Below are 25,241 nucleotides of genomic sequence, written 5' to 3' on the forward strand. Positions count from 1 at the left end.
GTACGCTTCGGCGCCGCCTGTCTACGCCGCGTCCGCCGAACTGATCAGCAGGTCGAGGAGGGCGAGGAGCGCATCGCGGACGTCGGTACGGGCGCGCGCGTCGAGCAGGAGGACGGGCGTGTCCGGATCGCGCAGGTGCAGCGCGGCGGCGATCTCCTCGGCGCTGTACTGCTGTTCGCCGTGGAAGCAGTTCGCGCCGACCACGAACGGCAGCCCGCGGCTCTCGAAGAAGTCGATGGCCGGGAAACTGCGGTCCAGGCGCCGCGTGTCGACCAGGACGAGCGCGCCGAGGGCGCCGGCCAGCAGGTCGTCCCACATGAACCAGAAACGCTCCTGGCCCGGAGTGCCGAAGAGGTAGAGGACGACCCCCGCTTCGGTGAGGGTGAGCCGGCCGAAGTCCATCGCCACGGTGGTCACCGCTTTGGACTCGATGCCGTCGAGGTCGTCCACGCCCACTCCGGCCGCGGTCAGCCGCTCCTCCGTGCGCAGCGGCTCGATCTCGGAGATCGTCTCGACCAGGGTCGTCTTGCCGACGCCGAAGCCTCCCGCTACGAGGATTTTCACAGGCGACACCTGTCCGGCAGGGGCGACAGACGGGTCATATCCATCATATCCGGGCAAGGTTGTCCCTGATTCTCATGAGCATGTGAACGTTGGTGGTCTCCGCCCCCTGCAAGGGCGGCTGGTGGTGGATCAGCCCGCGGTCCGCGAGTTCGCCGAGCAGCAGCGTCATCGGCGTGAGCCGGATCCCCATCCGCGCAGCGATCTCGGCGACCGCCAGCCCGCTCGGCGCGGCGCACATGGCGAGGACGGCCTGCCATTCGGTGGGCAGGCCCCCTCGGGCGTCGGGGCCGACGGCCGCCGTGATCGTGGTGTCCATGGTGAGCACCGTGTGCGGTGCGGCGGTCCGGCCGTCCGTCAGCGCGTACAGCCGGGTACGGCGGCGGCCGCCGCGCTGCGGCTCCCCCGGCTCAGACACCTCGGACACCTCGGACGCCTCGGACACCGCGTGCTCGGGCGCCTCGGGTCCGGACCGTTCCGGTTCGGACGGCTCGGATCCGGACCCCTCTGGCTCCGGCATCTCGGGCTCGGGCATTACGGCTTCGGCGCCGAGGAACGACCGGGTGTGCCCAGCCATTCTCCGAGCGCCTGGGCGGTACGTACGGCCTCGCCGCCCAGTTCGCCGAGGCGGGCCTTGCGGGAGGTCACCACGAGGAGCGTGCTGCCCTCCCCGCACCCGACCACGCAGAGGTACCGGTCGTCCATCTCGACCAGCTGGCGGATCACGCGGCCGCCTTCGATCTCCCGGGATATCGCCTTCATGGTGGCGGCGATCCCGGAGGCCGCGGCCGCCATGCGCTCCGACTGGTCCCGGTCGAGTAGGTAGGCGGTGAGCGGGATCCCGTCGTTGGAGAGGAGTACGGCTCCCTGGATGCCGGCGATCCGGCTCAGGTGGTTGTCCAGGACGCTGAAGATCGCGTCGTTCGCTGCCGGAGTGCTGGACGTCGCGGAGTTGGGGGTCGTCGTCATCGCTGATCCTGTTCCTGTCTGAGCTCGGCTTCCACCTTCTGCGTCCCCTCTTCGTAGTCCGCCCAGGCGTCGGCGACCTCTTCGGGGGTGTCCGGGCCGGGGCCGGGCTCCGGCTCGGGCGCTCGCGGCGCACGGAGTTGGCGGGTCATGTGGGTCTGCGGGACGCGCTCCGGGAGGGCGGGGCGGGTGCCGCCGTCCCCGGTCACCGGCCGGAGCACGGGCGTACGCCGCGCCGGCGCCGGGGCCGGCTCCGGCCGCTCGACGACGGCCGGCTGCGGGACCGGCTCGGCCGCTGACCGCCGTACGGGGACGGGCGCGGCGGCCGGAGCGGACACGGCCGCGGCGGACCCGGGGGCGGGGGACGCTGCCGACGCGGCGGGCCGTGCCAGCAGGTCGCCCGGAAGCACGACGACCGCCGAGGTCCCTCCGTACACCGAACGCCTCAGCGTGACCTTGGCCTTGAGCTGGTCGGCCAGGTGGCCGACCACGAAGAGGCCCAGCCGGTGCGCGTTCTCGGCGAGTTCGGAGTAGGGCGGGGCCGAGTGCAGGCGCCGGTTCATCTCCTCGTAGCCGGCCACGCCCACCCGCGGCCCGCGGTCCTCGATCTCCACCGACAGCCCGTCCGCGACCACTTCGGCCCGGATGACCACCTTCGACCTGGGCGGGGAGAACCGGGTCGCATTGTCCAGCAGCTCGGCCAGCAGGTGGCTGATCTGGCTGATCACGCTCGGTTCGACGCTCGCCTCGTCCAGCGCGTGCCGTTCGATCCGCCGGAAGTCCTCGACCTCCGCGGCAGCCTCGCGCAGCAGGTCGGCGACCCGCATCGGCTCGGTGTGGGGGTCGGGGATCTCGCCGCCCGACAGGATGAGCAGGTTCTCTACCTGCCGCCGCATGCCGACGGTCAGCTGGTCGGACCGCATCAGCTCGGCGAGCAGCGCCTCGTCGTGGCCGAAGGTGTCCTGGATCTCCTCGGTGAGGCTGAGCTGGCGGCTGACCAGGTTCCCGGTGCGCGAGGCGATGCCGGAGGCGAACATGCCGAATCCGTGCCGCTCGGCCGCGAGCCGCCGGTGTCCGTCGACGGACACGGCGACGACCCGGGCGAACGCGTCGTTGATCCGCCCGACCTCGTCCTGGTCCCCTCTCACCGCCGGCAGCACGGCGTCGTCGACGGGCTGACCGCGGTGCAGCCGGGCCACGACGTCCGGCAGGGTCTGCTCGGCGACGGCGACGGTGCGCTCGTGCAGCCGCCGCAGGCGGCGGAGCACCGAGCGGGTGGTGACCACGACGACTGCCACGACCAGCAGCAGTGCGCCGGCGCTTCCGCCGACCAGCCAGTAGACCTCGCTCTCCAGCTCGGCGGCGTTCGCGTCGGCGTGCGCCAGCAGGGCGCGCGAGCGCTGGTTGCCGAGCTCGCCCAGCTGCGCCGCGAACACCTGGTGCGCCGCCGGCCAGTCGCCCACATCGGCCGGCAGCTTCATCCCGGAATCGGTGATCTTGTGCTGGGCGACGATCGCGTTCTCGACGCGCAGCTTCGTCTTCCAGGCGTCCGAGGCGGTGATCCGCTCGTAGGTCTGCCTCTCCGCGGGCGGCAGGTACGGCACGATCCACGTGTCGTACAGGTGCCGGTGCGCTCCGGCGTCGTCGAGGAACTCGCCGAAGGCGGCGGGCGTCAGCTCCCTGGAGGGCCCCGCCAGCGTGAGGATCGTGTCCTGGCGGGCCAGCATCTCGGAAGCGGAGATCATGGCGACGACCGGGCGGCTCTCCTCGACGAGGCCGGCGTCATCGGTGTGGCTGAACGCCCCCTGGTAGAGACCGGTGATCCCGTCGATGACCTCGTTGTAGTACGCCATCGCCTGCGCGGCGACGCCGGAACGGGCGTCCGCGCGCGAGCGGAAGGCGGTCAGCTGGTCGAGGCGGGTCTTGACGTCCTGTACGTGTTCCGCCGCCTCCGCGGACTCCGGCCGGTCGCCGGAGTCCGCCGCGAGGCGCCGGAATTCGGCCACGGCCTGGTCGGTGGCGGCCCGGCGGTCGCGCAGATCGGCGTCACGGACGGGGGTACCGGCCCACCGTGCGGCGGTCATCTTGCGTTCTGCCTGCAGCTCGGCCATGAGCCGGAACAGCGGCTCCCCGATGCGCTTGCTCGCCGCCAGGTCGTCGCGCAGGTGGTCGGCCTGTACCAGCAGCCGTTCGGCGGTCACCGCGACCTGCGTGCCCATGGCCACGGTGGGGACGACCGCGAGCCAGATGAGCAGTGTACGGAGGCGCACGGTGCGCCGTCTTCGGGCCTTCGACGGCCCTGGGGTGCCTTCAGGTATGGGAGACATCGGTCCTCGGGATGCGGCGGGGCAGGATCGCGCGAGCGACAGGCGCCGATCATATCCAGCCACAAAGAACACATACAGCCGCACCCGACGACTGACTTGTGCTCAAACGTGTTCGTACGAGGCGGCCGGGGTCGGGAAGAGGGGCTCTTCCGGCCAGACGGGACTTTGACGACACCCCCTACGGTGGGTGGATGGACGAGATGGCGATAGTGGCCGGTCAGGCCGAGTGGCGGGGCGGGTTCGAGGAGCGGGTGCTGGCCGGGTACCGGGCCGCGGGGTGCTCGGAGCCGCTGGCCCGGGCCCTGCTGGAGCGGGCGGAGAAGGGCATCGAGGACTGGACGGTGGCCACGGACGGCACCGGCTGGATCGCGGTCGGGCTGGCGGAGGAGAACGGGGCGGTCGTGGGCCGGATCCACGACCTGACGGTGCCCCAGGGTCGCGCGTGGGCCGAGCGGTGGTGCGCGGAGCACGGTGCGCAGCGGGTGGAGGTCCGGCTCACCGGCGGCGCGGGAGGGGGAGCGTTCGCCGGCTATCCCGTACGGGGACAGAACCGGATGCGCGCCGCAGCCGAGCGGCCCGAGCTGCCTCCGGGCCTGACGGTCCGGCCGCTCACCGAGGAGGAGTACCCGGGCTGGTATGCCGCCGAGGAGGCCGCGTACATCGCGGACATCGTCCGGGCCGGAGCGCTGACTCCGGAGCAGGCCAAGGAGAAGTCCGACCAGGACTTCGCCCGTCACCTCCCGCAGGGGTACCTGACCCCGGGGCACGGCTTCTACGCGATGGAGGCCGAGGGCCGGGTGGTCGGCACCGGCTGGGTCAACCACGGCTTCCTGCCGGGCGTGACCTTCGGCTTCTCGCTGGAAGTGCACGAGGAGCACCGGGGCAAGGGGTACGGGCGGGCCGCGATGACGGTCGGCGAGTGGGCCACGCGGCACGGTGGCGACGAGGTGATGATGTTCAACGTGTTCGGTGGGAACGAGGTCGCGATGAGCCTGTACGACAGCACCGGCTTCGCCGTGCTGGACGAGTACCGCTCGATCGACCTCTGATCCAGCGATCGGCTCGCGGAGCCGGGGAAGTCCGTCCGGTTCTCCTCCGCCTCCCGTCCCTCAGGGCCGCGGGCCTGTACGAGGAATTCCTCGGCCTCGTCCGCGAAGGCGAGAGGCCTCCTCGGATCGACGTGGATGTCGCAATCCGCACCGAACCCGGAGGCCTCCGTCACCCGTTCCAAGAACCCGGCACGCGTGTCGCCGAAGTCCCCGGACGACCCACCTGGGGGGTGTCCCGCCGCCCAACAGGCCGACGCCGCCCTGTCAGTGGGGCGTGCGACGATGCGAAGCATGATCGTCTCGCTGGAAGCCCTGTTGCCGACCGCCGGTGCGCACACCTCGACCACGTACGCCGACTGGGTCGCCGCCCACGACCCGGGCGCGGCCGGGAGCGCGCGTGACCTGGTCGAGGAGATGCGCACCGAACTCGGGCGGTCCTGGACCAAGCCGGGCCGGTTCGTGGACACGATGGCGACGCGGGCGCGGCGGCTGCCGGCGGCCCATCTGCCGTGGTTCTGGGACACCGTGGGCCATCGGCTGATCGGTTGCGGGAGCCGTCCGGGCGGCCGGGCCTATGCGGCGGCGCGGTCGGCCGAGGCCCAGCACGGACTCCCGGTCGACCCCGCGTACCGCAGGGCCAACGCACTGCTGTTCGCCGCCGGCGGGGCGATGCCGGCCAAGGAGTTCGGGGCGCACCAGCGGTTCCTCGCCGAGACCCTGGAGCCGGCCGCCGCGCACACGGCCCTGGAGGCGTTGCTGACGGCGTGGGCGGGTTCGCCGGCGGACCTGCCGGCCGATCTGGTGCGCCGGGTGCGGGCCTCCGCCAAGACCGCCGGGTACGGGGACGAGGAGGCCGCGCGGCTGGTGGGCGCGATCCTGTCGGCCACGCGCAAGAAGTCCGTACCGGACGCGCTGCTCGATGCCGCCGGGCAGCTCCTGACGGCCCATCCGCCGACGGACGCGGTCTCGGCCGGGCTGGTGGAGGTCTTCCCGGACGGAGTCACCGACGGCGGGGCCTGGCTGCGGATGCTCATCGGCTGTGGCGCGGCGGAGGCCATGGCGGCCGGCCGGGTCGTGCCCGAGGGCGGGCTGCACCACTGGGTGGGGAACTACGTGCGGATGTACCAGTACGCGGCGCAGTCCGGCGGCGGGGTGGCACGTCAGCCGCTGCCGGTGGAATTCCTCGACCTGGTGGGCCGGTTGGGGCCGCGGTTGCGGGCGGAGGGCACCGCGGTGACGGTGCACACCACCCGGCACCACTACCAGGGCTTCGACGCGGACGTGCTGGACGCCTGTCTGGCGGCCGGGGTCCCGGTCGTCGACCCGGGGCCGGAGACGCGGATGAGGTTCTGGGGCGAGCGGTCCCGGCGGGACCTGTCGGCGCTGGCCGCCGACCCGGTGTTCGGGACTCGGCTGGAGGGGACCGTCCACGCGGATCTGCTCCTGCGGTGGGGGCCGGCGCGCGGGCGCCGGGCGGGCTCGGCGGTGACGCTGCTGCCGGGCAACGAGGGCATCGCCCAGGAGGTCGCGGTCCGGGTCGGCAAGCTCGTCGACACCGTGGCAGGCGGCGGTATGGCCGGGGCCGAGGAGGCCGTGGCCGAGCTGGAGGCCGTACTGGACCGGCCGACGGTGTCCGCGCTCGACGGGATCGCCGACGCCCTGGCCGGGGCCGGGGCGGCCGGCGCTCTGCGGCGCTCGCTGGCGGCCGGTCTGCCCGAGGAACTGGCCTGGCCGGCCCTGGAGTCGGTGTACGCCGAGTTCGCGGCGGGCGCCGGCACCGAGGAATCGGAAGAGGCGCTTCCGGGGGTGGCGGGGGTGGCAGGGGTGACCGCTACCTGGCCGGTGCTGACGGTGTTCGGGCGGGACCGGGCGGTCGCCGTCGGCCCGGACGGGGTGCGGGGATCCTGCCGGTTCACGGTGCCCGAGGGCGCGACGATGTACGCGGTGCACTACGTGGGCGGCTCCTTCCTGGTGAGCTGGACGCTCAAGCCGAGTCCGTACCACTGCGACACCGCCGTGTGGGCGGACCGGCCCGCGGAGGTGTTCGCCCCCGAGGAGGTCGGTGGTCTGGTGCCGTTCGGCGGCAGTCTGGACGGGGCGTACGGCTTCCAGTTCGAGACTGCCGACGGGGGCGGCCGCCACGGGGGCCGTCGGGTCCTGCGTCCGGGCGGGACGGAGGGCATCGACCGGGACGAGCTGCAGCTCGGCGACGGCTCGCGGATCTGGACCAACGCCGTGTTCGGGCGCAGGCCGTGGGAGGTGGTGGACCCGGTGACCGGGGAGCCCCGGGGCGCGGTCGCGCTGCCCGACTTCCCGGGGCGCGCGGCGAGCGCCGATCCTGCCGCGGAGCCCTCCGAGGCCGGCATGGCGCTGGCGTCGGAGGCCCTCCAGCTGGCGCCGCTGCCCGCCGGTCTGGCGGGATCCCCGTTGGGCTGCCGGGACGGACTGGTCGGGACCCGGGTGCTGTACCGCACCCGGCACCGGAACCACGCGCCGGACCACTACCTGGTGGAGAGCGTGGACGGGCGTACGGCCCGGTTCGACGTCGACCGGCAGGGGCAGGAGCCGTGGGGCCTGTGGGCGCCGCCGGAAGGCACGGCGGCGCAGCAGGTGGAGGACGTGGTCCTCGCCGAGGCGCAGACCCGGACGGGCGTGCGCGCTTACGCCGCGGGCGGCGCGCTGCTGTGGGAGCTGGACGGACACCCGTCGCCGCGGCACCCGCGGGTGGCCCCGGTGCGCCGGGTCACCGCGTCGGGGGGCGTGGCCCTGCCGCCCGCCTTCTGGTACCTGCTGCGGACCCGGGACCCGGCCGGGTCCCGGGCACTGAGAGGGGCGGGGCGGGAGACGGCGGACGCGTTGCTGAAGGCCGCCCGAGCGGACGCGCAGGAGCTGCGCGCCGCCGTGGCCCGGGAGCTCCCGGACGTCGGCGACCCGGTGCTGGTCGAGGCCGTCGTGGCGGTGGCCGGGCGGGCCGCCCGGGTGGAGGAGCGCAGGCTCGCCCTGCACCGGCGGGTGACCCTGCTCGCGCAGGCGCCGCCCGCCCTGCCGCGCCGCTCCGCACCGGACACCGAGCTGATGCCCGCGCTGTTCGGGCTGGTCTCGGGCGGGGGCGAGGACCCGTGGCGGCGGAGCCCCGAGGCGAATCTGCCCGCGACGCTGAGCGCGCTCTCCGCTGACGGGGCCGCTCTGGCGGGGGCCGTCGTGGAGGAGGTGCGCCGTCTTTCGCCGCCGGGTCCGCCGCACGACTGGTCGCAGCTGATGGGCTCGATCGACGCCGCCGCCTGGCGGGCGGCGGTGGAACCGACTGCGGACGCGGAGCGGGCCGCTCTGCTGGCGCTGCTGGACACCTGGGCCGACCAGCCGTTCGCTCGCGCGGGCGGCCGGTGGTGGGTGGGCCGCGCATCCGCGGAGGTCGTGGACGGGCTGCGCGGGGGCGGGATCGCGGTGGCGTCCTGGCCCGTGCGGGCCGGCGGCTCGCAGAGCTGGTTCGTGGCGCCCGCCCGGGAGGAGGCGGACGACGACCCGGTGCCGGAGGAGGTTCCCCAGGCGCGGCTGGTCCGGGTCGAGCGGGATGACGCCGCCCGCCTGCGGGCCCTGATCGCGGCGGTCGAGGAGCACGGGCCGGTCCCGCTGCCGGAGTCGGCGGCCGCGCGCTTCGCCGGGCTGACGGGCGTACGCAGGCCGGTGGCCCGGCTCGTGGTGGCCGGTCTCGTCGGCCGGTGCGACCGCGACGACGACCGCGCCCTGGCCCGCAAGGCCCCGTACAAGGCGACGCCGATGACGGCCGAGTCGTACGAACGGCTGCGCGCCCGGCTCGGCGGCGCGGGCCGGCGCGCCGTCCTTGCGGCGGGCCTGCCCGAGGACCCGGCCGAGCTGTGGCGGCCGGCCGGGATCGAGGCGGCGGTGGAACGCATGGCCGCGGTGTGGCGGGAGCGGATGGGGACGCTCCCCGCCCTCGACGACGGTGCGGCCGACGCCCTGGAGGCCGAACTGGGGCTTCCGGAGGTGTGGGCCCGGCGGCTCGCGGGCGGATACGGGGCCGCCGCGGACGCGACCGTGGAGGCGGCCGGCTGGGAGCTGGCGGCGCCACCGTACGGGGCCGGCGTCGAGGTCCGGGCCGTGCCGCCGGCCGGGCCGGAGCTGCCGTACCGCACCCCGGTGGGGCTCTCGCTCTGGCAGACGGCGAGCGCGCTGGTGTGGGCGTGGACCGACCGGCCCGTGGGCGATCCGGCGGTCGCCGGCGCGATGGACGTGTACGAGCGGCTGCGCGCGGAGCTCGATCGTCCGGAACTGCTGGTGGCGCTGGCCGGTGGGCGGGTCCAGGACGCCTCGGAGCGGATCGCGGAGCGGTTCGGGCCCGGACGGCTGCCGGTGGCGATGGACCGCCGCAGGAAGGAGGAGCCGGTTCCGGTGACCGCGTACGACTCCGGGCCACTGGTGGTGTGCGCACCCGGCGGTGCCGCGTTCCTGCGGCCAGCGGCGGTGGCCGACCCGCAGGCGTGGCAGCGGGTGAGGGAGGTCACCGACCTCGCCGAGGAGCTGGACCGGGTGGCGCCGCTGCTGGTCGGCGGCGGTCTGGAGCGGATGATGCGCCGGGCTCGGTCCGGGGCGGTTCCGGCCGGTGCGTACGAGGCGGACCCGCGGCGGTCCTGCCCGGATCTGCTCGTACGGGTGTCGGAGCGGCTCGGGACGGGCGCGGATGCGGCTGCCCTGTACCTCCAGCTGGCGACGCTGGCCGCGCCGACCGACCGGAACGTGCGGCGGTGGAACGGCTGGTCGGCCGGGCGGCACACGGCCGCCCGTGCGGAACTCCTGGGCAAGGGCAGGGTGGTGGAGGCCAAGCGGGCTCGGGCGGGCCGGACCCTGTTCCTGCCCGGGGAGTGGACCGAGCTGAAGTCCCCGCACCTGCCGCTGGAGGCGGCGAAGCTGGCCGCGCACGCGGTGAGCCCGTTGTGGCGGGGCCAGATCCGCAGCCCGTTCGGGCGGGTCCTGCCGACGACACCGCTGCACGAGATGTTCGCCGCGGCCTGGGAGCGCGAGTCCGGTGAGGGGAGCGGCGGGATCGACTGAGGCCGGGCGGCGAAGGGGCCCGCCGCGGGGGGAATGCATCGGCCCCGTCCCCTGTTACACGACTCAGCTGGCATGCGCGAGTCAAAATATCGCGTGAGTGCCGCCGAGAGGAGCACCCCGTGGCACGCAACACCGCACGCCCCGTCGTCCGGCTGAAGTCGACGGCCGGGACCGGCACCACCTACACGACGCGCAAGAACACCCGGAACAACCCGGACCGGCTCGTCCTGCGCAAGTACGACGCACTGGCCGGAAGGCACGTCGCGTTCCGGGAGGAACGCTGAGGCGTACGGGGCGCCGCCCCGCAGGTACGCACGCATTCGGCCCGCACAGATGAGGAAGGACACCGCATGAAGACCCGAATCCACCCCGAATCCCGTTCCGTCGTCTTCCGCGACCGTGCGGCCGGCACGGCGTTCCTGACCCGGTCGACCGCGCACGCGTCGAGCACCATCGAGTGGGAAGACGGCAGGACCTACCCGCTGGTCGACGTCGAGATCTCGTCGGCGAGCCACCCCTTCTACACGGGGACCTCGCGGATCGTGGACGCCGAGGGTCGGGTGGAGCGTTTCCACCGGCGCTACGACCGCTGACCGGCCCACCGGCCCCGACAGCGCGTTCTTCCACCCGCCGGGGGCGATACTGGGCATCACTGCCGATGACCGCGAGGGGAGCCGTCCATGACCACGGCGAAGGACCTGTTCATCATCGCCATGGATCCGCAGCCGAACCGTCCCGTGGGGCAGGGCGACTTGTCCCTCGCACTCGCGGGAGCCGAGCTGATCGATCTCATCGGCGCGCAGGCCGTCACCCTGGACGGTGACAGCATCGTGCCGGGCGGGCAGTCCGCACCGGACGACCGCCTGTTGGGCGAGGCGTCGGCCGCGCTGACCCGGCAGGTGCCGTACGAGCGGGTCGAGGACTGGCTGTGGCGCAGGGGCCGTGACCTCGCCGCGGCGTACCAGGCCGCCCTTGAGGCGGACGGCGAATTGACGCGGGGGCGGAGCGGCCGCTCGCTGTTCGGGGCCGAGCGCGTGGAACTGGCCGATTCGCCCGCCCGCCGCCAGGCCCAGAACCGCTGGGAGGCGGACGAGCCCGTACTCGCCGCCCTCGCGACGGTGGTGGGCCTGCAGAGCGGCCCCTCCGAGGAGGAGCCCGACCCCGGCGACGAGGCGGTGACGACCGTGCTGGCCATCGTGAACGACGCGGTGATGGAGCTGGAAGCCGTACGCCAGCGCCGGTCGATCGAGAAGGCGGCGTTCGCCAACGTCTGGCGCGGCCCGTGACGGGTACGCGGCCGCCCTGCCGTCTGCCCTCCGGTCACGCCGGCCGCAAAAACGTTCGAACACCGCGGCCGCGCACGACCTGAAACACAGCAGATCCCCGGACCGCCTCCCGGACCGGGGCACAAGCTTTTAGGCTGGTCACATGCGCCACACGCTCACCAGCCTCGCCAGCGCCTACGACCTGGAGCACGTCAAGCGTGCCCCGGCCGGCGGTCGCGACTTCATGGCCCGGGCCGCCGCCTACCAGGAACGGCTGGCACAGCGCCCCGATCTGCGCCACTGGTCCCCCGTGGACGACACCGACCCCGGCGAGGACGGCCCCGCGCGCGTTCTCGACGCCGACCTCGACGCGTGGACACGGCTCGCCGACGGCCCGAACCGCGGCGCGTGGCGGATGGCACGGTTCAACCGCCCCGGGCAGGAGGACCAGCCCGGCGGCGCGCTGACCTGGCGGGAGCTCACGTACCACTACGGTCCCCTCACCGAGGACGGCCAGTGAGGGTGCGGCATGGAGGATGAGCAGACCGCGGTGCGGGTCGAGCGGGACGGCCCGGTGTTCACCGTGATCCTGAGCAGGCCGGAGGTCCGCAACGCCGTGGACGGGCCGACGGCGGCGCGGCTCGCCGAGGCCTTCCGCCGGTTCGAGGCCGACGAGGACGCGGCCGTCGCCGTGCTCTGGGGCGAGGGCGGGAGCTTCTGCGCCGGCGCCGACCTCAAGGCCATCGGCACCGAGCGCGGCAATCAGGTACTCGCCTCGGGGGACGGACCCATGGGGCCGACCCGGATGCGCCTGGGCAAGCCGGTGGTCGCGGCCGTCGCGGGGCATGCCGTGGCCGGGGGCCTGGAGCTGGCGCTCTGGTGTGACCTGCGGGTCGCCGAGGAGGACGCGGTCTTCGGTGTGTTCTGCCGCCGCTGGGGCGTGCCGCTGATCGACGGCGGTACGGTGCGGCTGCCCCGGCTGATCGGCGAGAGCCGCGCCATGGACATGATCCTGACGGGTCGTCCGGTCACCGCCGCCGAGGCGCACGGGATCGGGCTCGCGAACCGGGTGGTTGCCCGGGGGCAGTCACGCCGGGCCGCGGAGGAGCTGGCCCGGGAGATCGCCGCGTTCCCCCAAATGTCCATGCGCCACGACCGGTTGTCCGTCTTGGAACAGCACGGGCGGGACGAGGCGGAGGCACTGGCCGGGGAGTACCGGCACGGTCTCGTTCCACTGACCGCGGGCGAGACGGCGGCGGGAGCGGGCCGCTTCACCTCGGGCGCGGGGCGGCACGGCGCGTTCGGGGAGTGATCCGACGGACGGACCTCGCGCAGAGCCAGGCGAACAGCGCTGCGGCGATCACCGACAGGAACGAGTAGAGCACCGTCGTGGCCCACGACGTGAAGCCCGTGTCCACGACCGCGTACGTTCCCCACGGCGTCCTGGCGACCCGTACGGTCTTCCCGACGGCCCCACCGCCGTCCGACACCCGGACCTTGACCGGCCCGCGGTCCGCAGCGGCGATCAGGCTGCCGGTGCACTCGACGTAGCTGCCGCCCCGCCCTCCGCCCACGCGCTGGCACTCAGAGATCCGGAGTTGGTCCTCGCGGCCGGCGAACCCCAATCCGACGAGGCCGGCCATGGCCACCCATACGGTCACGGCCGTGAACAGCAGGGCGACCACGCCCCACGCTGCCGCGGCGACGGCCCTCCCCCGGTCAATCATCCCGTCAGCATAGGACCCGGCCGCGGGAGCGGGCGCGGCCGGTTGACGCTACTGGCTGATCAGCGGCAGCGGGAGCGGCGGGACGGTGTGGTTCCGCCGGATCCCGTCGGAGGACGACCATCGGACACACGGCAGGATCCCTTCAGGACGTCCCGTCAGGCATGAGGCTCACGGCGGGCAGCGACGCGGATCGCGATCTTGCCGCGTACGCGGCCTTCCCTGAGGCGGCGTATCGCGTCCGGGACTTGCGGCAGCGGGTACGTACGGTCCACCACCGGGGTGATCGCGCCGGACTCGATGAACTCCCCGAGGGCCCGCAGGTCCTCCTGGCGCGGGGTGGCGGCGAGTCCGCGCAGGCGGTGACGGGTGAAGGGCGACAGCAGCAGGGCGCGCAACTGCCGGTCGTGGCCGCCGATCCAGCGGCCGCCGGTCTCGCCGCCGACGATGATCAGCGTCCCGCCGCGGGCCAGGGCCCGGCGCAGGCGGCGCAGCGGACGGTTGCCGCCGATGTCGAGGACGAGGTCGTACGGTTGGGCCACGTCGGTGGGGTCCTCGCGGGTGTAGTCCACGACCTCGTCGGCCCCCAGGGAGCGGACCAGTTCCGTTTTGGGGGTGCTGCAGACCCCGGTGACGTGTCCCGCCCCGAGCGCCTTGGCCAGTTGGACGGCGTACGTCCCCACCCCGCCCGCGGCGCCGATCACCAGGACCCGCTGACCGGGCTCCAGCCGGCCCGCACGCAGGGCCTGGAGGGCCGTGCTCGCGGAGATCGCGACGACCGCCGCCTCCTCGGGGGTGAGCCGGGCCGGGCGCGGAGCCAACCCGTCCTCCTTGGCGCACGCGTACTCCGCGAAGGAGCCGGCGCAGGTGCCGTACACCTCGTCGCCGGGCCGGAAGCGGGTGACGCCCGCTCCGACGGCCTCGACACGGCCCGCGACGTCCATGCCCCGGATCCGCTGTCCGGGTGCGCGAAGGCCGAAGCCCGCCGCGCGCAGTGCGTAGGGCGTGCCCGTCATGAGGTGCCAGACCCCTTGGTCGAGGCCGGCCGCGTGGACGCGCAGGAGCACCTCGCCGCGCCCGGGGACGGGTCGGTCGATCTCGTCGAGCCGCAGGACTTCGGGCGGCCCGTACACGTCCTGGACGATGGCTCTCATCAGCTGTCTCCCCCGTTGTCGTCCGTCCCGCCGGATGTGCGAGTGCCGTGCGCGCCGCCGGTGCCGGCCGCGTACCGGAAGACGCTGTCGAGAGGCACGCCGAACACCTGGGCGATCTGGAAGGCCATCTCCAGCGACGGCGAGTAGCGGCCCTGCTCGATGGCGATGACCGTCTGGCGGCTCACGCCGATGCGGCGGGCGAGCTCGGCCTGGGTCATCTCCCCGTGCGCGAAGCGCTGGGCCCGGATGGTGTTGGTGACCCTCGTCGGCTTCACCACGGGTGGAAGCCGAACCGGTACGAGATGACCTTGACCACCGAGCTGAGCACAGAAGCGAGAACGAACGCCAGGTAGATGGCGTTGGCGATCCAGAACGGTGCGGCCTCGGCCATCGCGAGCAGCAGGCCGGCCACGCCGCCGATGACGACGAACGACTGCCCCACGTACTCCCCGAAGCGGTGGATCTCCCGGTCGCGCTGGTCCTTGACGTTCGCGTCCTTCGGCGAGGACGCGGCGATCGCGATGTGGGCGGCGATCGACGCGACGATCGACAGGCCGACCGTCCACAGCAGTGCTCCCGCGTACGGCGTGCGCGTCAGCGCCACTCCTGCGGGGCGCTCCAGTACGACCCACAGGTACAGCGCGTACGACCCGATCGCGACCACCAACATGCTCCAGGCACGTTTCTCCTCGACTGCCACTGCCCCTCCCGATGTCAAGAAAACCAGACACTCGGAGTGTCAAGCAGCCGCAACACAATGTCAAGAATTCTTGACCCCGGGATATCGGCCGGATGCCGACGGAGTGCCGATGGCGTGCCCCCGTGCCACGCTGAGACGGAGATCGCGACAGTCCGGCACGCTCGACTGACCGGACGGCCGCGCCGAGCAAGGAGGCCGACATGGCCAGTGACTCCACCCGGACCAGAGCGGCCGGCGCCGGCCCGACCCCGTGGCACGCGCCCACATCCGGAACCACCGTCCTCGCGGCAGCGCTGATGATTTTCGGTGGCGCCATGGCCGTCTTCGAGGGAATCGCGGCCATCGCCCACGACGACCTGTTCCTCGCGACGCGCCACTACGTGTTCGAGTTCAGCCTGACGGGCTGGGGCTGGGTCCACCTCATCCTGGGCATCATCCTCGTCCTGGCGGGTTGCGCCGTCCTCTCCGGAGCCCTGTGGGCGCGCTTCTTCGGCGTGTTCGTCGCGGGTCTGGGCGCTCTCGCCAACTTCCTGTGGATCCCGTACTACCCCGTCTGGGCCACGGTGCTGGTCGCCGTGAACCTCTTCATCGTCTGGGCGCTGTGCAGGGGCATGCACCATGAGGCCGGGGACGGCCCGGTGGCGTGACGCACCCCCGACCCCCCCGGGCAGAGGCGTCCATCCACCCCGCCGTACGTCAGTGCGCCGGCAGAGCCCTTTTCAGCTGTGTGTCCAGGTCTTTGGCGAGTTGGGCGTCGGAGGGTGGCTTGTCGCCCTGGAGCCGGGACAGTTGCGCGGTGAACGTCTGGCTGAAGGCGCCGTAGAGGGGGGTGCGCGGCCGCTGCACGGCGTCCTCCAGGGCGGGCAGCAGGGTACCGCGCGCGTAGGCGGGGCGGCCGTTCGCGTCCCGCGGCATCCGGTCGGTGCGCTCGGTCGTCGGGGACGCCGTGGCCTGGCCGGACGACTTGGCCGTCTTGCAGACCAGTCCGTTGTCCTCGTAGGCGGAGAGCCTGGTGGCCGCGAACCCCGCGTCGAGCAGGCAGCGTTCGCTCTCCCTCCCGGTGAGGAACTCGATCAGCTGCCGGGCGGTGTCGCGCCGCTGCGATCCCCGGGCCACGGCCAGGTTCTGTCCGCCCAGCACCGCCTTGCCGGGCAGGGGGGCCACGCCGAGCTGCTGTTCGGACAGGGACTGGTGGAGCGTGCGGTACGCGTAAGGCCAGTGGCGCAGGAAGCCCGTGCGGCCGTCCGCGAAGTCGGTGAGCGTGTCCGCCTCGTCGGAGTGGACCGCGTCCGGCAGGGTGTACGCGGCCTGGGTGCGGTTGCGCAGTTCGTCCAGCCCCGCCTGCAGGTCGGCCACGGAGCCGGCGTAGCGGCCCTGCTTGTCGGTGAGGGCGAACCCGTCGGACGCGGAGGCGAAGGCCTCGACGCCGTTGACGGTGAGGCCTTCGTACGACGCGTCGAGCTGTGAGGTCCAGCCCTTCACGTAGGGGCCGGGCAGTCTTTTGCCGGCGGTGTCGAGCGCGCCGATCAGCCGCTGGACCGCGGGCCAGCCGGTGCCCTTGCCGAGGTCGGTTTTCGTCACGCCCGCGGCCGCCAGGTAGTCACGGCGGTAGAAGAGCAGACCGACGTCGCTGTTGAAGGGGACGGAATACAGCTTGTCTCCCCAACGGGCCGTACCTGCCACGGACTTGATCACGTCGGAGTCGACCAGCTGGTCGGGGAGCTGCTGGACGAGGCCCGCCGCCGCGAACTCCGGCACCCAGGTGACGTCGAGGTTGACCACGTCGTACTCGGCGCTGCCGGACTGCAGCGCGCCGAGCAGCTGGCTGCGCTGCTGGTCGGCCGATCCGGGCAGCTCGACGAGGCGGGCCCGGAAGCCGGAGCCCTTGACCTCCTGCTGCCGGTTCCACTCGGCGATGAGCTGCTGGCGGATGCCGCCCTTGCCGGTCACGTCCCGGCCGCTGGCCAGCACGATCTCGCCCGGGGCGTCGGCGGTGCCCGCGGCGGCCGACTGCCCGCCGCCGGGGTCGCCGGCGCCGCCCGCGTCGCACCCTGTGGCGAAGAGCAGGAGGAGGAGCGTGGCGGACACGCCGCGCCGCAGGCGCCCTCGGCCGTGGCTCATCCCTCGTCCCCCGTTCCGGTCCTGGCGACCTCGTCCCGCAGCCGGGCGACGAGATCCCCCTTGGTGTCCAGGCAGCGGCCGCCGCTCGCCTCGGAGATGGCCGCGTCCGGTTTGCCCTTGTCGCATCCGCCGCTGTCCAGCGAGGCCATGACCACCGGTACCTTCCCCACGCGCGCCGAGGCGAGCAGGCCGGTCAGCCGGCCGTCCTCGGTCAGCCGGTTGTTGTCCTCGTCGTCCGTGATGTACACGATCAGCTGGGGGCGGTGGAAGTCGGTACCGCGCTGGGCCATGAACTCCAGGGCTGCGACCAGCGCCTTGTAGGGATTGGCTTCCAGGTCCTTGACCTGCGCCGAAGCGACGACCGTGCGCTGAGCCTGGTCGCGCTCGTGCTTGCCGAAGGACAGCACTTCGCCGTACGGGCGGGGGCTGCCCGGGTCGGAGGCCACGCCCCAGACCCCGTACTCGTCCTGTCCGCCGAGTCCGGCGAGGGACTGGGCGATGATGCCGGGGGCGCCGCCGGGGCCCTCCCACAGGCCGCCCATGGATCCGGACGAGTCGAGCAGGAAGAGCACCCGGCCGGGCCCGTTGGCTTCGCGGTAGTGCTTGAGCGCCTCGGTCATCGAGGCAGGAAGGGCCGGGCCGGGGAGGAGGCCCGGGTCGGCCAGGGCCCCGAAGTCGGTGCCGCCGAGGGGCCGGTGGCCACCCGCTCCGCTTCTGAAGCCGTCCTGCCCGAACACGGCGAGTCCGCCGGAGGCTGCGGACTCGGGGTTCGCCTTGCCCCCTTTGCCGGTGAGCCAGGTACGGAAGCGCTCCACGGCGCCGTCCCGCGCCGCCTTGTCCCGGTCGGCGCCCCGCCAGCGCGCCCGTACGAACGTCGGGCTCAGGCCCGGGACGTCGACGGGGTACTCGGCCATCCGCCCGGTCCGCGTCGCACTGTCGCAGCCCACTGCGGTCTTCAGCAGGAACTCCGGGACCAGGGCCGTGGTGCGCTTGTCGACCGCCCCGTCGTCGGGCAGCGTGCACAGCAGCTCCGCGCCGGTGCGCGAGGGCGGTCCCGCCTGGGCCACACCGTGCTCGGAGGAGGCCGGGTCCTGGCCCCCCGTACCGCCCCCGTACAGGCCGATCGTCGCGAGGAGGCCGGCGTCGGTGTTCTCCGGGTCGGTGCGGCGCACTTCGGCCGTCGCATCGCGGTTCCTGATCGCTTCCGTCAAGGCCGCGAGGCTGCCCACCCGCTCGGCGGCCGGCTCCGCGGCCAGGTTCTGCGGTACGGCGAGCACCACCGGCGAGTACGCGAACGGCTCGGGATCGGCCTCCAGCGTGACGTAGGTCCGCTCGGCGGACGTGAGGCGGGCCCGGTCGACGCTCGCGAACGAGGCCGGGATCCAGATGTCCGGCTGGGGGCCGATGTCGCGCTGCGGGTTGTTGTCGTCGCCCGTCGGCCGCTGCCACGGGTCGGACTGCCGGCTGAACGCGGCGACGGTGGCGGCGGATCCGGCGCTGTAGACGGTGATGCCGCTGCCCCTGCAGCCGTCTCCCGTCCTGTTGGCCTCCGACATGAGGTACGCCTCCGCGGCCTTGCGGAGGGTGGGTTCGAGGTCGGGGTCGGTGAGCAGCCGGAGTTCGATCGGCGGCTTGCAGGGTGCCGCGTCGCCGTCCAGGACGGCCAGGCAGGTGGCGAAGAGGCCGGCGAGCGCCGCGGGCACGCCGATGAAGGCCGCGAGCCTGCGGCGGCCGGTGAGGGGCAGGAGCCTGCCAGGTCTTCGGGCGGGAGGCCGCAAGCCGCCCGTTGGTCCCGCCGACTGCGGCGAGGGCTGCCGGCCGCCGGTCCCGTTCGGCTCGGCGAAGGGCACGGGCGGGGGCTGGGGCGGGGGCGGGCCGGGCCGGACGGGAGGGGCCGCGAGCAGTACGTCGGCTCCGGAGGTGGCCGAACGGCTCTGCGGTTCCCACGGCTCGGGGGGCTCGCGCAACGTCCTGTGGTGCGCGGACATGTGGGCCCTGAGCCGGTCGGCCAGGTCGTCGAAGCCGACCTCGCCCTCCTGCAGGAGGCGTACGAGCTGCGCGGTGAACGGCGTGGGGCCGTCGCCGGCGCCCGCGTCGATGCGGTTGTTGGCCTGGACGCTCATCAGCAGCGAGGTCCGCTGGCGCTGGGCGGTGCCGAGCGCGTCCCATGCCGCGGAGGCGTTGCCCGCGTAGCAGCAGTCGAGGATGACGACCACCCGCTCCGCCTTCGCCCGGGACAGTACGGTGAGGACGCTCTTCCAGGGCACGGCGCCGCGGAACACGGACTCGGTGCCGGGCACGATCGTCGCCCGCCGCATCAGCAGCCACAGCTCGTCACCGGTGCTGGGCACGGCTCCGTGTCCGGAGAAGTAGAGCAGGAGCAGTCCTTCGGCCGCATCGACGGCGGTGTCCAGGTGCTGGTCGAACTCGTCCACGGTGCCCGGGCGGGTGACGGTGATCCCGCCCTCGGCGAAGACGCCGCCGGCACGGAGTGCCTGTTCGAGTCCGGCCAGGTTGTGGTCGATCGCCTGGAGATCGCCCGACACGCCGAAGGGGTGCTCCGGCTGTTTGAAGTCGTAGCCGGGGACTCCGACGAGCAGCGCCCGGTTCGTTTTCCCCCGCGGGTCTAAGCGCGCCACGGGCTATCTCCCGTCGCCGCCCGGCGCGACCTCGACCTCTGGTGGCTCGCCCCGCTCCACGGAGCGGCGGTTCTCGCGCCACGCGCGGACCCCGCTCTTGACCTGCTCGAACACCACGTCGAACAGCTTCGGGGCGGCGGCGCCGATCAGCACCAGCACGATGTCCATGCCGGCACCCATCGGGCTGGCGGGCCCGTCCTGCGTCCCAGCGCGTTCATGGATCTCCAGCATGCCGCTGTTCCTGAGCTCTTCGAGCCTCTGCTCCCGTTCGAGCCACGCCTTCAGCGCCCCGATGTCGCTCTCGCTCGCACCCTGCGTGAGGCGCACGCGGATCGCGGTATTCGCCATAGCCTCCCCCTCAGCCACAACTCGACATGATGGCACGTGAGTTGCGTCAAAGGGCAGCCATCGGTCACGAACGGGACCCCGGTGAGGGAGTGTTCAGCACGTGGTCGCGGGAGGTACGGACCTCTCGGCGCAACGCCGGCAGGTCGACGTCCAGGACCTGCCCGTTCCACTTGCGGGGTTCACCGTGGATCAGCACGGCGCTGATGTTGCGCGCGTCGGAGCCCAGTACGACGGTGCCGATCGGGTCGTTGAGCGGCATGTTGTTGAGGTCCTCGGCCTGGATGACCAGCAGGTCCGCCTTCTTGCCCGGGGTGAGTGAGCCGGTGACGCCGGCGAGTCCGTTGGTGCGGGCGCCCTGGAGGGTGGCGAAGTCCAGGACGTCGTGGGTGGTGATGCGCGAGGGCTGCCGGTCGGTCCCGTAGGCGGCGTTGACGGCTCGCATCCGCTGGATGGCGTGCAGGGTCCGCATCTGGGTGAACATGTCGCCGGCCAGGGCTACTTCGACGTCGATGCTGAGGCCCGGGCGGATGCCGGCGGACAGGGCCTCGTCGACGGCGGGGATCGCGGTCTCCAGGCCGATCTGGGCGTCGGAGGTGGGGGCGAGCGCCACGGTGGTACCGGTCTCCCCCATGGCCGTCCAGGCCTCGGGGGTCAGTCCCGTGGAGTGGATGAGGGTGACGTCGGGGCCGAGGATGCCCTCCTTGGCCCAGCCCAGCACCGCCTCCGAGGATGCCGTGCCGAAGACGGCGTCGACGCTCACGCCGATGCCCAGGTCCCGGGCGACGCGTGCGAGCTCCGGGCCGTAGGCGAGCGCGGGGCCGGCGATCTCGTCGGTGGCCAGGGCCGCCAGGCGCAGGGTCAGCAGTTGGTCGCCGCTGCCGAAGTACGTGTCCTTGATGCGGGTCAGGTCTCCTGGCCACTGCCGGTCCCAGGTGCCGAAGTGCGGGCCCATGGAGGCGTGTACGCCGCGGATTCCGGTGTCGAGGAGGGCATGGATCGCGGCGTCGGAGTGCTCGCGGCTGCGGGAGTTGTGGGAGAAGTCGAGCATCGTGGTGATGCCGCTGTCGATCGCGCTGAGGGCGGCCAGCCGGGTGCCGACGTACATGTCCTCAGGCCGGTAGGCGGTGGCGTGGCCGGCCAGGGTGGACATGACGTAGCCGCCCAGGTCGTCGACGTCCGGCATGATCCGGCGCAGGGGGGCCTGCCAGGCGTGCCGGTGGGTGTCGACGAAGCCGGGGCCGAGGATCGCGCCCGTGCAGTCGATGACGACGGCGTCGTCGACGTTCAGGTCATGGCCGACTGCGGTGATCGTATCGCCCTCGACGAGGAGTTCGCCGCGGTCGATGACGCCGAGGCGGGGGTCCATGGTGACGAGGGTCGCGCCGGTGAACAGGATGCGCCGCCGGCCGGCGGGGCGGCGCCGGATCTGCGCGAGGACGGCGCCGCTGGTGGTGTCGTGGAGGGTCATGGGGGCTTCCTTCGTACGCCGTACAGGGCGGTGGCGGCGGCCGGGCGGGCGGGTGCCCGGGGGCCGCCGGACCACCAGCCTCACCGCGGTCCGGACACCGGACCAGGCCGCAGTCATCCCAGGTGTGGGACACCCACCCACGGTCCGCGGGCCTCGGTTGCGGGTACGGTGCGGAGTTCCGCGAGGGCGGCCGCGGTGGCACTGGCCGGCTCGGCCTGGTAGACGACCAGCTGCTGGTGCGGGGCGTCGTTGACGGTGAAGGCCGAGAAATGGAGCTCCAGGGCGCCGACTTCCGGGTGCACGAGGAGCTTTTCCCGCCGGGTCTTGCCCTTCACCTCGTGCCGTGACCACAGTTCGGCGAATTCCGGGCTCTGCGCGCGGAGCGTCTCCACGACCTCGTTCATCCGCGGGCATGCGGGGTCGTGGCCGTAGGCGGCGCGGATCTCGGATGCGCAGGAGTGCGCGGCCCGGGCCCAGTCCTGGTGGAAGTCGCGCCCGGCCGGGTCGAGGAAGACCATGCGGGCCAGGTTGTCGAAGCGCCGGAACCCGCTGTGCACGGCGGCGGCGAGGGCGTTGTACGCCAGGACGTCCAGGGCAGGTCCCAGGACGAAGGCAGGGGTGTCGGGCCAGCTGTCGAGCAGCTGCCGCAGCTGCGGGCTGACCCGGTCCCGGCCACCGGTGGGAGCGCCACCGCGCAGGTGCGCGGCCCGGGGCAGTCGGCGCAGGTGGTCGTGCGCCTCGCCGTCGAGCCGCAGGGCGACGGCTATCGCGTCGATGACCTGCGGCGACGGGCTGGTCTCGCGGCCTTGTTCCAGCCGCGTGTAGTAGTCGGGGCTCACGCCCGCGAGCAGCGCGACCTCCTCCCGCCGCAGCCCGGGTACCCGCCGTCGCCCGTGCGCGGGCAGGCCGGCCTCGTGCGGCGTGAGCCCCTCGCGGCGCGCCCTCAGAAACTCCCCCAGCGGGGTGCTGTCGCTCATGCCCCCAACGTAGCGGGGACGTCCGCGTCCACCGCCGTGCGGATGCGGAGGCGATCGGCCGGTGCTGCCGACGGTGTGGGTCCGGTTCGGGTCGTCGGGGGCGGCCGTTAGGGTGAGTTGATCAATCGTTTCAAGAAAGGCCACGCGGCTCCCAGTGTCCGAATCACGCCCCCACACCCTGTTCTCCTTCGGCACTCTGAGGGACGAGCGGGTGCAAACCGCTCTCTTCGGGCGTACCGTGCCCACGTCTGCGGCGTCGCTGGCCGGCTACACCACCCGGCCCCTCCCGATCACCGATCCGGCCGTGATCGCCGCCAGCGGGCTCGACGTACACCTGATCCTGGAGCGCGAGCCGGGCTCCTCCGTCGAGGGCGCCGTCCTGCACCTCACCGACCGGGACCTGGCCGCGGCCGACGCGTACGAGGTCGACGACTACGCCCGCCGACGGGTGGTCCTCACCTCCGGGCAGAGCGCCTGGGCCTACCTCGACGCGGACCCGCTGCGCTCGGCCCGGCGGATCGTCATCGTGGGCGACAGCATCGCGTACGGGCGCTGCGACCCGCGGGGAGGATGGGCGGGCCGCCTCGCGGCCGCGCACATCGCGGGGAACGAAGCCGCACACCGCTTCTTCAACCTGGCCGTACCGGGCAGCTTCCTCACCGATGTCAGCGAGCAGACGCCCGCACTGCTGGCCCCCCGCCTGCCCGACACGCTCATCGTCGCCGCGGGCGTCAACGACTCCGCGGTGCCGCTCGCCTCCCCGCACCCTCCGCACGCCGCGTACGACGGGCCGGCGTACCTCGCGGACCGCCTCGGCCCGCTGGCAGCCACGGCCCTGGACCACAATGCGCGACTCGTGGTCGTGGGACCGACGTGGATCGACGAAGCGCGCACCGGCGACTACGAGGGCCTGCGCTTCACGGAGGCGCGCGTACGGGAGCTGCGCGAGTTGATGCGGTCCTGGTGCGGCGAACACCACGTCGACTTCCTCGACATGTGGGAGCCGCTGCGCGGGAGGACCGATCTGCTCGCCGACGGTGTCCACCCCACCGCCGAAGGGCACGAGGTCCTGTACCGGCACCTCGACATCACCGGTCGCTGAGCACGACCATGCACGAAGAACACCAGCACCAACAGCAGGGCACGGCGTGAACGACTCGAACGGACTGGGCTTCTACCTGCCCGGTGCCCTGCTGCTCGCGGCAGCGGGCCTCAAGCTCCCCGCCCTGTGGCGCAACCCCCGCGACGAACTCCTGCGGTCCGTCCTGGTCCTCCTCGTTCTGGCCACCGCCGTCTTCGGATTCACCGCGATGCCCACCCTCGTCGCGGTGAACAGGTTCACGGGAGTCCCGAACGCCGCCGCACCGCTCGTGTTCTCGCTGCTCACGGCCTTCTCCGGCGCCAACATCGTGCTCATCTTCCGCTGGAGCAGCGGCCCGCAGGACGCGGAGCGGACCCGCCGGTGGTCCCGCTCGTGCAACCTCGTGACCCTCGCGGTGATCGTGGCCATCAACGTGCTCTTCGCGCTCGGCGAGGCCCCCGTCGAGCGCCTGCGCGATCTGGACACGTACTACGCGTGCACGCCGTACATCCGGGAGATGATCCTCCTCTACCTCGCGGCGCACACCACGGCGGCGGTCACCATGACGCTGCTGTGCCGGCGGTGGGCGCGCGAGGTCCACGGCGCCCTGCGCGCCGGGCTGGGGCTGATCGCGTTCGGGTACGTACTGAACCTCCTCTACGACGTCGCGAAGTTCAGTGCGATCGGCGCTCGCTGGGCGGACGCCGACTGGGACGTCCTCAGCACGGAGATCGCACCGTCCCTCGCCTCCGTGTCCGCGCTCCTGATCGCGACCGGGTTCGTCCTGCCGCTCGTCTCCCAGCACGTCATGAGCCAGTGGGCCATGTGGCGCCGGTACTCGCAGCTCCGCCCGCTGTCGCGGGAACTGCGGGGGGCGACCCGGCACAGCATCACCCTGGCCGGCGGGCCGTGGACGCCCATCGAGATCCGGTTGACGCAGCGTGAGTCGGACATCCACGACGGCATCCTCACGGTCAGCCCGTACCTGCACGCCGGGATCCGGGAAAGGGCGCTCCGGAAGGAACTGGAGGCGGGCCGTCCGGCCGACGAGGCCGCCGCGGTGGCCGACGCGGTCGCTCTGGCGACGGCCGTCGTCCTCTGGGGCCGCGCACGGAGTGCGCCGGGAGAGAACGGGCCGGAGGCTGCGAGCCCGGTCCTGACCTCCCCTAACAGCCCCTCGGGTCTGGTGCGGATGTCCAGGGCCCTGGCCAAGTCGCCCACCGTCCGCTCCCTCCGCCGGACAGCCTGACCGCCCGGACCGCCGCCCCCGGTCCCCCACGGCGGGCAGCGGAACACCTGCGTCAGGCAGCCTGTCCGGCGCACGACGGGCACAGGCCGCGGTAGGTGACCTCGACCTTCGACACCGTGAAGCCGAAGCGTTCGTCCGCCGGGAGGCCCGTCATCAAGTCGCCCGTCGGGTGGACGTCTCGGATGGTGCCGCAGCGGGAGCAGACCAGGTGGTGGTGCGGGTGGCGGGCGTTGGGGTCGTACCGCTTGGCGCGGCCGTCGGTGGACAGCTCGACGACCTCTCCGAGCGTGACCAGCTCGCCCAGGGCGTTGTAGACGGTCGCGCGCGAGATCTCGGGTAGCCGCTCCACCGCCCGGGCGTGCACCTCGTCGGCCGTGAGGTGCACGTGTTCCCCGTCGAGCACCTCCGCAACGACACGCCGCTGGGAGGTCAGGCGCCAGCCGCGCTCTCGCAGTCGTCCCAGCAGGTCACTCATATCGGTTCACCCAATCAGGTCAGGCGGGATGCCCGGAGTTCAGGAAGGTGTCCGGATCCCTATCAGA

The 25,241-nt window shown here is 73.1% G+C and carries 24 protein-coding genes; 10 read left to right on the top strand and 14 right to left on the bottom strand.

Going from position 1 to position 25,241, the window contains the following annotated elements; translation table 11 throughout:
• Positions 1–21: 21 nt before the first annotated feature.
• The 4 genes from ACIBAD_RS04055 to ACIBAD_RS04070 all read right to left on the bottom strand — a co-directional run bounded on the left by ACIBAD_RS04055 (position 22) and on the right by ACIBAD_RS04070 (position 3,797).
• Positions 22–573: an ATP/GTP-binding protein gene (locus ACIBAD_RS04055; protein WP_134068885.1), complete on the bottom strand. Its 552-nt coding sequence runs from the start codon at positions 571–573 to the stop codon at positions 22–24.
• Between the two features lie 34 nt (positions 574–607).
• Positions 608–979 carry a DUF742 domain-containing protein gene (locus ACIBAD_RS04060; protein WP_398904298.1) on the bottom strand — a complete coding sequence of 124 codons (372 nt, stop codon included), beginning with the start codon at positions 977–979 and terminating at the stop codon, positions 608–610.
• 116 nt (positions 980–1,095) lie between these two features.
• On the bottom strand, positions 1,096–1,530 hold the full coding sequence (locus tag ACIBAD_RS04065; protein WP_134068887.1) for a roadblock/LC7 domain-containing protein: 435 nt from the start codon (positions 1,528–1,530) through the stop codon (positions 1,096–1,098).
• A complete protein-coding gene (locus ACIBAD_RS04070) occupies positions 1,527–3,797 on the bottom strand; it encodes a nitrate- and nitrite sensing domain-containing protein (protein WP_398904302.1) in 2,271 nt (756 codons plus the stop codon). Before ACIBAD_RS04070 ends, ACIBAD_RS04065 begins: the two co-directional genes overlap by 4 nt.
• Before the next feature lie 248 nt (positions 3,798–4,045).
• Between ACIBAD_RS04070 and ACIBAD_RS04075 the strand changes: the two genes are divergently transcribed.
• The 7 genes from ACIBAD_RS04075 to ACIBAD_RS04105 all read left to right on the top strand — a co-directional run bounded on the left by ACIBAD_RS04075 (position 4,046) and on the right by ACIBAD_RS04105 (position 12,550).
• Entirely contained in the window at positions 4,046–4,903 is an 858-nt protein-coding gene (locus ACIBAD_RS04075) for a GNAT family N-acetyltransferase (protein ID WP_134068889.1), read from the top strand.
• Positions 4,904–5,194: 291 nt separating this feature from the next.
• The gene (locus ACIBAD_RS04080; RefSeq protein WP_398904305.1) at positions 5,195–9,973 is read left to right on the top strand and encodes a hypothetical protein; all 4,779 of its coding nucleotides are present in this window, start codon (positions 5,195–5,197) and stop codon (positions 9,971–9,973) included.
• A gap of 119 nt (positions 9,974–10,092) precedes the next feature.
• Positions 10,093–10,257, top strand: a complete 165-nt coding sequence (gene rpmG / locus ACIBAD_RS04085) for a 50S ribosomal protein L33 (RefSeq protein WP_389014358.1) — start codon at positions 10,093–10,095, stop codon at positions 10,255–10,257.
• 66 nt (positions 10,258–10,323) lie between these two features.
• Positions 10,324–10,566: a type B 50S ribosomal protein L31 gene (locus ACIBAD_RS04090; RefSeq protein WP_134068892.1), complete on the top strand. Its 243-nt coding sequence runs from the start codon at positions 10,324–10,326 to the stop codon at positions 10,564–10,566.
• An 87-nt stretch (positions 10,567–10,653) separates the two neighbouring features.
• Positions 10,654–11,259, top strand: coding sequence for a GPP34 family phosphoprotein (locus ACIBAD_RS04095; RefSeq protein ID WP_398904308.1), 606 nt, complete (start codon positions 10,654–10,656; stop codon positions 11,257–11,259).
• A 142-nt stretch (positions 11,260–11,401) separates the two neighbouring features.
• Positions 11,402–11,758, top strand: coding sequence for a hypothetical protein (locus tag ACIBAD_RS04100; protein WP_134068894.1), 357 nt, complete (start codon positions 11,402–11,404; stop codon positions 11,756–11,758).
• A gap of 9 nt (positions 11,759–11,767) precedes the next feature.
• On the top strand, positions 11,768–12,550 hold the full coding sequence (locus ACIBAD_RS04105) for a crotonase/enoyl-CoA hydratase family protein (protein WP_398904310.1): 783 nt from the start codon (positions 11,768–11,770) through the stop codon (positions 12,548–12,550).
• Here the strand turns inward: ACIBAD_RS04105 and ACIBAD_RS04110 are convergent.
• The 4 genes from ACIBAD_RS04110 to ACIBAD_RS04125 all read right to left on the bottom strand — a co-directional run bounded on the left by ACIBAD_RS04110 (position 12,510) and on the right by ACIBAD_RS04125 (position 14,816).
• Positions 12,510–12,965, bottom strand: coding sequence for a hypothetical protein (locus ACIBAD_RS04110; RefSeq protein WP_134068896.1), 456 nt, complete (start codon positions 12,963–12,965; stop codon positions 12,510–12,512). The genes ACIBAD_RS04105 and ACIBAD_RS04110 overlap by 41 nt on opposite strands.
• Positions 12,966–13,120: 155 nt before the next feature.
• Positions 13,121–14,116 (bottom strand): NAD(P)-dependent alcohol dehydrogenase, encoded by a 996-nt coding sequence (locus ACIBAD_RS04115; RefSeq protein ID WP_134068897.1) that lies wholly within the window; start codon positions 14,114–14,116, stop codon positions 13,121–13,123.
• Complete coding sequence (locus tag ACIBAD_RS04120; RefSeq protein WP_134068898.1) at positions 14,116–14,394, bottom strand: helix-turn-helix transcriptional regulator; 279 nt, start codon at positions 14,392–14,394, stop codon at positions 14,116–14,118. The genes ACIBAD_RS04115 and ACIBAD_RS04120 overlap by 1 nt, the downstream gene beginning before the upstream one ends.
• The gene (locus ACIBAD_RS04125; protein ID WP_208328933.1) at positions 14,388–14,816 is read right to left on the bottom strand and encodes a hypothetical protein; all 429 of its coding nucleotides are present in this window, start codon (positions 14,814–14,816) and stop codon (positions 14,388–14,390) included. The genes ACIBAD_RS04120 and ACIBAD_RS04125 overlap by 7 nt, the downstream gene beginning before the upstream one ends.
• Positions 14,817–15,016: 200 nt before the next feature.
• Between ACIBAD_RS04125 and ACIBAD_RS04130 the strand changes: the two genes are divergently transcribed.
• Positions 15,017–15,463: a hypothetical protein gene (locus ACIBAD_RS04130; protein WP_134068899.1), complete on the top strand. Its 447-nt coding sequence runs from the start codon at positions 15,017–15,019 to the stop codon at positions 15,461–15,463.
• Positions 15,464–15,512: 49 nt separating this feature from the next.
• On the opposite strand, the gene ACIBAD_RS04135 is transcribed toward ACIBAD_RS04130, so the two are convergent.
• The 5 genes from ACIBAD_RS04135 to ACIBAD_RS04155 form a co-directional block, all read right to left on the bottom strand.
• Entirely contained in the window at positions 15,513–16,937 is a 1,425-nt protein-coding gene (locus ACIBAD_RS04135) for an extracellular solute-binding protein (protein ID WP_134068900.1), read from the bottom strand.
• The gene (locus tag ACIBAD_RS04140; RefSeq protein ID WP_398904314.1) at positions 16,934–19,576 is read right to left on the bottom strand and encodes a caspase family protein; all 2,643 of its coding nucleotides are present in this window, start codon (positions 19,574–19,576) and stop codon (positions 16,934–16,936) included. The genes ACIBAD_RS04135 and ACIBAD_RS04140 overlap by 4 nt, the downstream gene beginning before the upstream one ends.
• A 3-nt stretch (positions 19,577–19,579) precedes the next feature.
• Positions 19,580–19,924: a hypothetical protein gene (locus ACIBAD_RS04145; RefSeq protein WP_134068902.1), complete on the bottom strand. Its 345-nt coding sequence runs from the start codon at positions 19,922–19,924 to the stop codon at positions 19,580–19,582.
• Positions 19,925–19,988: 64 nt separating this feature from the next.
• A complete protein-coding gene (locus tag ACIBAD_RS04150; protein WP_398904317.1) occupies positions 19,989–21,392 on the bottom strand; it encodes an amidohydrolase family protein in 1,404 nt (467 codons plus the stop codon).
• Positions 21,393–21,505: 113 nt separating this feature from the next.
• The gene (locus tag ACIBAD_RS04155; RefSeq protein WP_398904319.1) at positions 21,506–22,369 is read right to left on the bottom strand and encodes a helix-turn-helix transcriptional regulator; all 864 of its coding nucleotides are present in this window, start codon (positions 22,367–22,369) and stop codon (positions 21,506–21,508) included.
• 154 nt (positions 22,370–22,523) lie between these two features.
• Between ACIBAD_RS04155 and ACIBAD_RS04160 the strand changes: the two genes are divergently transcribed.
• Both ACIBAD_RS04160 and ACIBAD_RS04165 read left to right on the top strand, forming a co-directional pair.
• A complete protein-coding gene (locus tag ACIBAD_RS04160) occupies positions 22,524–23,471 on the top strand; it encodes a GDSL-type esterase/lipase family protein (protein WP_398904321.1) in 948 nt (315 codons plus the stop codon).
• Positions 23,472–23,517: 46 nt separating this feature from the next.
• A complete protein-coding gene (locus ACIBAD_RS04165; RefSeq protein WP_134068906.1) occupies positions 23,518–24,699 on the top strand; it encodes an MAB_1171c family putative transporter in 1,182 nt (393 codons plus the stop codon).
• A 52-nt stretch (positions 24,700–24,751) separates the two neighbouring features.
• Here the strand turns inward: ACIBAD_RS04165 and ACIBAD_RS04170 are convergent, their stop codons facing one another.
• A complete protein-coding gene (locus tag ACIBAD_RS04170; RefSeq protein WP_134068907.1) occupies positions 24,752–25,174 on the bottom strand; it encodes a Fur family transcriptional regulator in 423 nt (140 codons plus the stop codon).
• Positions 25,175–25,241 lie beyond the last annotated feature (67 nt).

It is taken from the genome of Streptomyces sp. NPDC051109 (genome assembly GCF_044455885.1).
Lineage (GTDB): Bacteria > Actinomycetota > Actinomycetes > Streptomycetales > Streptomycetaceae > Streptomyces.

Excerpts from the sequence above, each read along its gene's own strand:
- ACIBAD_RS04115 (WP_134068897.1), bottom strand. The coding sequence starts at position 14,116 with ATGAGAGCCATCGTCCAGGACGTGTACGGGCCGCCCGAAGTCCTGCGG.
- ACIBAD_RS04130 (WP_134068899.1), top strand. The coding sequence starts at position 15,017 with ATGGCCAGTGACTCCACCCGGACCAGAGCGGCCGGCGCCGGCCCGACC.
- ACIBAD_RS04105 (WP_398904310.1), top strand. The coding sequence starts at position 11,768 with ATGGAGGATGAGCAGACCGCGGTGCGGGTCGAGCGGGACGGCCCGGTG.
- ACIBAD_RS04090 (WP_134068892.1), top strand. The coding sequence starts at position 10,324 with ATGAAGACCCGAATCCACCCCGAATCCCGTTCCGTCGTCTTCCGCGAC.
- ACIBAD_RS04080 (WP_398904305.1), top strand. The coding sequence starts at position 5,195 with ATGATCGTCTCGCTGGAAGCCCTGTTGCCGACCGCCGGTGCGCACACC.
- ACIBAD_RS04145 (WP_134068902.1), bottom strand. The coding sequence starts at position 19,924 with ATGGCGAATACCGCGATCCGCGTGCGCCTCACGCAGGGTGCGAGCGAG.
- ACIBAD_RS04110 (WP_134068896.1), bottom strand. The coding sequence starts at position 12,965 with ATGATTGACCGGGGGAGGGCCGTCGCCGCGGCAGCGTGGGGCGTGGTC.
- ACIBAD_RS04170 (WP_134068907.1), bottom strand. The coding sequence starts at position 25,174 with ATGAGTGACCTGCTGGGACGACTGCGAGAGCGCGGCTGGCGCCTGACC.
- ACIBAD_RS04100 (WP_134068894.1), top strand. The coding sequence starts at position 11,402 with ATGCGCCACACGCTCACCAGCCTCGCCAGCGCCTACGACCTGGAGCAC.
- ACIBAD_RS04155 (WP_398904319.1), bottom strand. The coding sequence starts at position 22,369 with ATGAGCGACAGCACCCCGCTGGGGGAGTTTCTGAGGGCGCGCCGCGAG.
- ACIBAD_RS04065 (WP_134068887.1), bottom strand. The coding sequence starts at position 1,530 with ATGACGACGACCCCCAACTCCGCGACGTCCAGCACTCCGGCAGCGAAC.
- ACIBAD_RS04075 (WP_134068889.1), top strand. The coding sequence starts at position 4,046 with ATGGACGAGATGGCGATAGTGGCCGGTCAGGCCGAGTGGCGGGGCGGG.
- ACIBAD_RS04150 (WP_398904317.1), bottom strand. The coding sequence starts at position 21,392 with ATGACCCTCCACGACACCACCAGCGGCGCCGTCCTCGCGCAGATCCGG.
- ACIBAD_RS04135 (WP_134068900.1), bottom strand. The coding sequence starts at position 16,937 with ATGAGCCACGGCCGAGGGCGCCTGCGGCGCGGCGTGTCCGCCACGCTC.
- ACIBAD_RS04095 (WP_398904308.1), top strand. The coding sequence starts at position 10,654 with ATGACCACGGCGAAGGACCTGTTCATCATCGCCATGGATCCGCAGCCG.